General features: G+C 46.1%; 1 protein-coding gene. It reads right to left on the reverse strand.

Annotated elements, in window-relative coordinates; genetic code table 11:
* A partial coding sequence (locus tag KDK16_RS12335) for a hypothetical protein (RefSeq protein WP_257276345.1) occupies positions 1-1,071 on the reverse strand: 1,071 nt, incomplete at both ends.

Raw genomic sequence — 1,071 nt, forward strand, 5'->3', positions numbered from 1 at the left:
GAAGAGTCATTTGACCGATCAGTACGGGCAGGCTGCTTTGGCTTTGCTCCCTGCAGTAAGTACTTATCAGTGGACGTTTTAAGAGAACTGGTACCAGAGCCAGAGGCACTGTTAAATGGCCGGATGGTATGGGTGAATGTGTTTCCATGGCTGGCCATTGTTTCGCTGGAGGTATTATTGCTGTTACATCCTGATAGGCGTTCATCAGATGCAAAACCGCCACTGACTATTGTTTCGTTGGAGGTGCGATCGCTGCTACATAGGGATTGACGTTCATCTGATGCTGAGCAACCATGGGCCATTGTACCGTTGGAGGCATTATCATTGTTGCTGATCACAGGCTTTTGTAGTGACAGTTTTTGAAGTGAAGGCTCTCGTTGTGAAGGCTCTCGTTGTGAAGGTTCTTTTGTTGAAGGGAAAGATCGCAACAGCATCATCAGGCTATTTGAATAGCGTACAAAATTAAAGTAAGACGGGTGCTGCTCAAATCGTGTGAAGATCTCCTGAAAAGTACTGGAATATGTAAATGGATGAGCGCAGAACACAATATCACGGATTACGGTTACGTCGGATATTTTCCCCAACAGTTCATAAATAGTTCCAAATGGGTTTTCGTAGAGCAGGAACAGTTGAACAAAGTGCTCAGTAAGACAAGACTTTTCAAAGTCTCCCATAGGCGGTTGTGTGTCAGATTGATTGACTCTTCGGATTATGTCCTGAACAATCTTGGACAAAATGCTCAGGTTGTTGTCGCCCGCTTCGGATAGTGCCTGGTCAGCCAGAGGTATCTTTTGGAGGGCAGACGGAATGTTAAAATCATTCAAAGTACGTGTCTTATCGGTTGTAGATTCTATCAGCTGCTCAATAAACCGGTTACGCAATGAACCCTCTTTGAATGAACGCGGCAGTTCCAGTATCGCCTCAAGAGGCGTGACAGGAGTCCCCCTGTTGTTTGTGCCTTCTGTTTTCAGAACCTGCAAACGCTGAGGCATGTCCAGCTCATCCAGTATTTGCCCCAGCTTAAAAACGGCATCGGGAGCGTCGCTTTCAATGATGGCTATAAGCTGGTTC

It is taken from the genome of Endozoicomonas sp. SESOKO4, from assembly GCF_024606275.1.